7 protein-coding genes are annotated in these 6,520 nt (G+C 43.0%); 4 read left to right on the top strand and 3 right to left on the bottom strand.

The window, feature by feature from the left end:
* Nucleotides 1–118: 118 nt before the first annotated feature.
* From chrA to AB4238_RS11660, 3 genes are all read right to left on the bottom strand, one after another.
* A complete protein-coding gene (chrA, locus tag AB4238_RS11650) occupies nt 119–1,312 on the bottom strand; it encodes a chromate efflux transporter (protein WP_372033600.1) in 1,194 nt (397 codons plus the stop codon).
* Nucleotides 1,313–1,403: 91 nt separating this feature from the next.
* Nucleotides 1,404–2,579: a glycerol-3-phosphate dehydrogenase/oxidase gene (locus tag AB4238_RS11655; RefSeq protein ID WP_372033601.1), complete on the bottom strand. Its 1,176-nt coding sequence runs from the start codon at nt 2,577–2,579 to the stop codon at nt 1,404–1,406.
* A gap of 167 nt (nt 2,580–2,746) precedes the next feature.
* Entirely contained in the window at nt 2,747–3,190 is a 444-nt protein-coding gene (locus AB4238_RS11660) for a MarR family winged helix-turn-helix transcriptional regulator (RefSeq protein ID WP_372033602.1), read from the bottom strand.
* A 114-nt stretch (nt 3,191–3,304) separates the two neighbouring features.
* Between AB4238_RS11660 and AB4238_RS11665 the strand changes: the two genes are divergently transcribed.
* From AB4238_RS11665 to AB4238_RS11680, 4 genes are all read left to right on the top strand, one after another.
* On the top strand, nt 3,305–3,730 hold the full coding sequence (locus AB4238_RS11665) for an organic hydroperoxide resistance protein (protein ID WP_372033605.1): 426 nt from the start codon (nt 3,305–3,307) through the stop codon (nt 3,728–3,730).
* A 252-nt stretch (nt 3,731–3,982) separates the two neighbouring features.
* Nucleotides 3,983–4,429: a hypothetical protein gene (locus AB4238_RS11670; RefSeq protein WP_372033603.1), complete on the top strand. Its 447-nt coding sequence runs from the start codon at nt 3,983–3,985 to the stop codon at nt 4,427–4,429.
* Nucleotides 4,430–4,794: 365 nt separating this feature from the next.
* Entirely contained in the window at nt 4,795–6,207 is a 1,413-nt protein-coding gene (locus AB4238_RS11675; protein ID WP_372033604.1) for a cytochrome C biosynthesis protein, read from the top strand.
* A gap of 100 nt (nt 6,208–6,307) precedes the next feature.
* Nucleotides 6,308–6,505, top strand: a complete 198-nt coding sequence (locus tag AB4238_RS11680; RefSeq protein ID WP_371992025.1) for a cytoplasmic protein — start codon at nt 6,308–6,310, stop codon at nt 6,503–6,505.
* Nucleotides 6,506–6,520 lie beyond the last annotated feature (15 nt).

Consider the following 6,520-nt stretch of genomic DNA (forward strand, 5'->3'; position numbering starts at 1 on the left):
GAAAGATCAACAGCCCCTACTCTAAAATGACAAAAACCGCAGTTTGATACTGATATTCAAGTAGAATAGCTATCAATCTGCGGCCTTTTTTTACGTTATGTTTTTATAAAAAAAACTATCAAATGATCGCTGAGATCAGTGCACCTGAAACGCCAAACCCTGCAACTAAAATAAAGATATTCGGTTTAAAAATCTTAAACAAACCAAAACCTAACACCACTAATGCCATATCCAGTGGTGACAGTACCGCACTACTAAAAATAGGGTTGTACAGCGCAGCTAACAAGAAGCCTACCACTGTAGCATTCACTCCCGCTATCGCCCCAGTCACTTTAGGGCGACTACTGATCCCATGCCAACTTTTAAGCGCAACTAACATCAGTAAAAAGCCCGGCAGGAAGATGGCTAAGGTTGCCACTAATGCACCCACTAACGGTTGTGAGATCCAAATTTCGGCACCCAGAAATGCCGCTAGGGCGAACATCGGCCCCGGCACTGCCTGCGCTAATGCATAGCCTGTTAAGAACTGGTCATTATTAACCGCATCGCCAATACTCGATTGCAGCAGTGGCAATACCACGTGGCCGCCACCAAATACCATGCTACCAACTTGGTAAAACTGGCTAAACAGTTCTGTCAGGGTACCTATGCCAGCTTGTTTAGATAAGCCAATAGCCACTAACGAAGCGATAAGTAGACCTACAAAAATACTTAACCAGAAGAAGTTAAGCTGCACAGGTTCTGTTGTTTGTGCTGAACTTACATTCGCTAATGGCTCTTTATCATCGGCTGCCGACAGATAATAACGTCCCACTATTGCGGCAATAATTAGCAGCAAAAATTGCACTAGCATTGAAGGCTGCAGCAAAATAACCACACAACTTAACACCATCAATATCTTGGCCGTTTTGCGCTGACAAAACTGCTTAAACATGATCAAAATTGCATCAGTAACCACCACAACAGCCAACAACTTTAAACCATGAATCACCCCTTGAGTGATGGAATACTCCAGCCATTGGCTGCTAGTCACCGCCAGTAAAAATAGTAAAATAAATGAGGGTAGTGTAAACCCTAAAAACGCAGCAATGCCGCCTAATAAGCCGCCTCGATGATAGCCAATAGCAAAACCAACCTGACTAGAACCTGGGCCAGGCATAAACTGGCTTAACGCGACCAAGCTGCCATAGTGTTTATCATCAAGCCATTGCAGCTCTTGCACAAAAGCCTGTCTAAAATAGCCGATATGGGCTGCAGGACCGCCAAAGGAGACTAGGCCTAATGAGAAAAATCGTATAAATATTTGCAGCATGTTCAACGTCCTAAAATACCAGCCATAAATTTGCCAAAGAATATGACATAAAGATGACAGTTTAATGAAGCACTAACAATGCCAAACTTAATCAGTCTAACTGTAACTGATTAAAGTCTGCCAATACATTACGACGACCAATATGAGACTCTACCCAGCTAAGCACTTCAACTGCCGTGGTGCGATAGGTGGTTAGCTTACCGCCATAGAGCGTCAGCAAATGTGGATGAGTAGCAGTGGTTTGCTGCAAGGTATCACGGGGGCGATCGAAAGCGTTCCCCTGCTGCTTAGGCAACACTCGTACACCACAAAACGTATCAATAATTTGCGCTTTTAAGCTATCAACATCACCCAACGTTGGAAAATAGTGATGATAAATACCGAGTAAGTAGTCGATCTCATCGGCTGTCGGTGTCGGTCGTCCTGTTATTTCATCGAGTACAACTTCAGTGGTGCCAATCAGGGTTTTACCGTTCCATGGCATCACGAAAATAACTCGTTTATCGAAACAAGATTCCAGATATAAGATGCCATCGGTGGCGTCAATATCGAGCAGTAGATGGCTACCTTGTACCCACTCAATCGGCAATGGTGCAACAGTAGGAGTGACACAATCAAGTACATCATTAACCCAAGGGCCTGCCGCATTCACCACCGCTAGCGCTTCAACTTTATGTAACGCTTGTTGGTGTTGATAATGCACCACGCAGTGATTTTTTAAGTGCTCTATTTGAGTACACTTTGCGTGTTCAAGCACATGTGCGCTTAAACTACGGGCATTGCGAACCACCGCCTCAGTCAGCAATTTATCGTCTGTTTGTGCGTCCCAGTACTGATAAAGAGCCTTGAGTCCTTCAAGCTTAAGCCCTTTAATTTTAGCCCAGCGCACTGAGGGAACTGATTTAAATTGGCCTAAAGCATCAAACTTGCTGAGCATTGAATACATACTCAAACCGGCTCTTATTGCAATCGCACCTCTACGGCTATTTTCGTAAACAGGGATATAAAAAGGGATAGGATTAACTAAAGAGGGCGCCAACTTCAACAAGGCGCGACGTTCAGCAAGCGACTGCTTAACTAACGATAGCTGGCCTGTTTCTAGGTAACGTAAACCACCATGAATAAGTTTGCTGGAGTTAGCCGAGGTTTGGCCTGCTACCACACCTTTTTCCAGCAATATAACGCTGTAACCTGCAGCTGCAGCACACTGGGCGATACCCGCTCCATTAATGCCGCCGCCAACGATAACCAGATCGACTGTCGACATTCCACCTCCATGCGTGAACTAACCAGTCTTATACCTACCGGTATAAGTATTATCTAACTTACCCTATACCACAGCCTTTTGTTAGTTTTTCGGAGTCGACAATGCCGATATACACACACCATTAAACATCTGTTCAATTCAGAGCTTTAAACTCACGCTGAATAACACTATTTAGTAAAGCTGTTATATACCTCATCACAAAGCGACTTTAACTGCATTAACTTGGCCTCTGAAACCTGGATCTGGCATTTCATCTGCGCGGGTACTTTTTCAGCCTCCAGCTTTAACACTCTGGCAGCGGCGGTGATATTCAGTACACGCACTCTTTCATCATGTTCACTTCTGCCTCTTATCACCAAGCCTTTCGTTTCTAAACGCTTTAATAATGGAGTCAACGTGCCAGAATCTAAATGCAGCTGTTCACCCATATCTTTCACACTAATCCCATCACTTTGCCACAACACCATCATGGCCAAATATTGCGAATAGGTAAGATCGAGTTTTTCCAGCAGTGGACGGTATGCCCGCACCATTGCATTGGTGGCGCTATACAGCGAAAAACAGATTTGGTTATCTAAACAAAGTGGGTCGCGCATGCTGTCATTAGCCATCTAAAAATACTCTAGTAATTAAATTGCGCACAATATACTTGCGTTAAACATAAAGATCGAGGTAAACTTGCTAGCAATTGAATTGAGCGCAATTTTAAAACCTAAGGATTAATGATGAAAACTATCTACCAAACAACTGCAAATGCTACCGCTGGCCGTAACGGCATCGCTAAAACAGAAGATGGTCTACTAGAAGTAAATTTAAGCTATCCAAAAGAGATGGGCGGAGCTGGCAATGCCACTAACCCTGAGCAGCTTTTTGCAGCGGGTTACGCAGCATGTTTTTCAAATGCTATTTTACATGTCGCTCGTGAACAAAAAATAGCGATTAGTGCGGCACCGGTAAGCGCAACAGTTGGTATAGGCGCTAATCAATCTGGTGGATTTTCACTTTCAGCAGCGCTAACAATTGAGCTTGAACTTGAACAAACTGCCGCTGTTGAATTGGTTCGTATTGCTCATCAAGTATGCCCATACTCCAATGCAATACGTAACAATATTGAGGTTGAATTGACAGTAAATAAGCAACTATTAGCATAATTTATTTTGCTCTAAAAAGAGTCAAATTATTGTCATTAAATTGGTCGCAGTTAAAGCTAGCCGAGTGAAATCGGGGGACCATTTAATGACACTCATATTGCAGCGTTACTTTGCAGTACTTTCGTCTTAAAAAAATACAATTTCCCATTGCAATCAACTGCACAATAGCATAAATTCCTCGCGATAAAATCAACACATAATGCTGCCGACACAGTATTTTTAAGCCTTTTATTTTACAAAGGAATGTTAGAAATGAGGTTTATAACTGTTACGTGGCTAATTTTAATCAGTCTCACTGCAACCTCAGTAATGGCGCAGTGTAACCAAAAAGTCCATATTACTGATATTCCGTATGCCAAAAATAGCTCTTATTTCAGCAGTAAGTACGGTTCTGAACTTGATGAACTAATTGCTCATCCTCCCAATCAATCAGGTTACTTATTACTGGAGTTTAAAGTAAACAAGATCCAGCCTAGTGAAGATGTGCGTCAGTATAATAAATGGTTGGCAAATCGTAGAGTGGATCGTATTAGAACTTACCTCAATGAGTCTCAATATTCTGCGCCTATTATCAGTAGGATTTTAACGGCTAGTACTAATACCGATCGTTCAGTTGCCATACATTGGTGTGCTTTCCCCGAACAAGAGTCAAGCTTGCGAGTGGCAAAGCTAGAGACTCCAACGGTTATCACTCAATAAAGCGTAGATAACGTTTTAAAGCGCTAACTGCAACATATTATGTTGCAGCATTGATGCTGAGTGCATCATTAGATTATGTTTTTATGGCGCAATTCTACGTCCATCGCTTGCGGGCTACCAACATCAAATAAATCTCCCCACAACCATTCATTGAATATATCTAATTGATAACAGGCTTAAATAGCAGACTCTCAACACCAAGGAAAGTTTCAAAATATTATTAAAAACAAACTGCTGTTCCCAAAAGTTATTAATTCGAGAATCTCGCCGCAGAACTGACACATTTATTTACCAATTACATTACGATTCAGTAAAATAACAATTAACCCTATTAGCTCTACGTCATTTGCCAATTCGGAGTCCCTATGACGAAATATATTTTACTCTTAGCTACCCTGTTATTTTCGAGTTTTTCACTCCCAAGCTTTGCAGCTTCCACCACAGAGCAACCTACAACTTGGCACTATACCAATGATGCTGGTGAGCTAAAGGTTAAACTCCACTTCTTCTGGTCGCAAACCTGCCCACACTGTAAAGAAGCACACCCTTTTATTAATAGTCTGCCTGAACGTTATCCGTGGGTCGAAGTGGAAGAACATTTAGTGTCAGATCCGGGTACGATGGAGATCTGGCAAGATATCGCCAGTAAAACAGGTACCGAAGCCCGCTCAGTGCCCTACTTTGCTAGCGGCGAAAAAGCGGTAGTAGGTTATAGCAGCCAAGCGGTTACTGGCGAATTCTTAGTGAGCCGATTAAAGTCTTATTACATCTCCCTTGGCGGTAAGCTGCAGCCAGAAGATGACAATAGCTATGCCGTACAAACACCAGCTGCCGGTGCATTTTTTGAAACTTGTAGTGAAAGTGCCGATGAAGGCACCTGTGATTTAGGCCTTGATACAACCAGCGACATCAGTACCTCTGATGTGCAGCCAGTAGAAATACCACTTGTGGGCGTGGTTCACCCAGAACAGATGTCTCTGCCATTGTTAACCGTAGTTCTTGCTGGCGTTGATGCATTTAACCCATGTGCATTCTTCGTGTTGCTATTCTTATTATCGATAATGGTTAACGCCAAAAGCCGCACTCGAATGCTCATTGTTGGTGGTATTTTTGTATTCTTCTCAGGCTTTATCTACTTTATCTTTATGAGCGCCTGGCTCAATATTTTCCAACTACTTGGCGCAGGAAGCGATGGCGGTTTAATCATTCTCGGGGCCGGTATTCTCGCGCTTATTGCGGGGGCGGTGAACATTAAAGACTACTTCTTTACTAAAGGGGAAGTCACCCTCTCCATGTCTGCAGAAAATCGGACAGGTCTTATCAAACGTATGGGCAAACTCACCAGTGCGAGTAGCATGACCGCGATGATCGCTGGCACCGTGGTGCTCTCTATCCTAGCCAATGCTTATGAATTGCTTTGCACTGCTGGCTTCCCAATGATCTACACCAGTGTGTTGTCGATGCATGATTTAGAGGCCGCTGAGCGCTACATGTACTTGGTGTTCTATAACATTGTCTATGTCATTCCATTGGCCATTATTGTTATCGCCTTCAGTGTCTCGTTGGGCAAACGTAAGCTCACAGAAAAAGAGGGACAAACGCTTAAGTTAATGTCAGGCATCATGATGGTTGGACTTGGCGGTATGTTGGCGATGGATCCAACGGCCTTGCAAAACGTCGTACTGGCAATTGGACTTATCTTAAGCTCTATAGTGCTCACCTTTATCATCACTTTGACTCGCAAATTGATAGAGAAAAGGAATAAAAAGCTAAGTTAATCTTCAAGCTAAAACGGCGATACACACTGTAACAAACAAGCACTTAAGTTACAGTGTGCAGCGCCGATAGAAGTTTGAATCCCTTAACCACGAGTCCATTATGGCTATTTCACTCTCCACCCCAAATCTCGAACCTAATATGAGCCACGGCAGTGTCGGTTTAAAAGTCGCACAGATGTCTAAAGAACAGCAAAAAATTGAGGGTGATATTGCGTTAAAATTGATTGAAGCTGCTTTGCCTGAAACTCCTCCAGCCCCAGTAGGTAATGCCGGGCATATTATTAGCACTAAAGCTTAGGGCTGTTGATCTTTC

The sequence above is a fragment of the Shewanella sp. 10N.286.45.A1 genome, assembly GCF_041470405.1.
Lineage (GTDB): Bacteria > Pseudomonadota > Gammaproteobacteria > Enterobacterales > Shewanellaceae > Shewanella.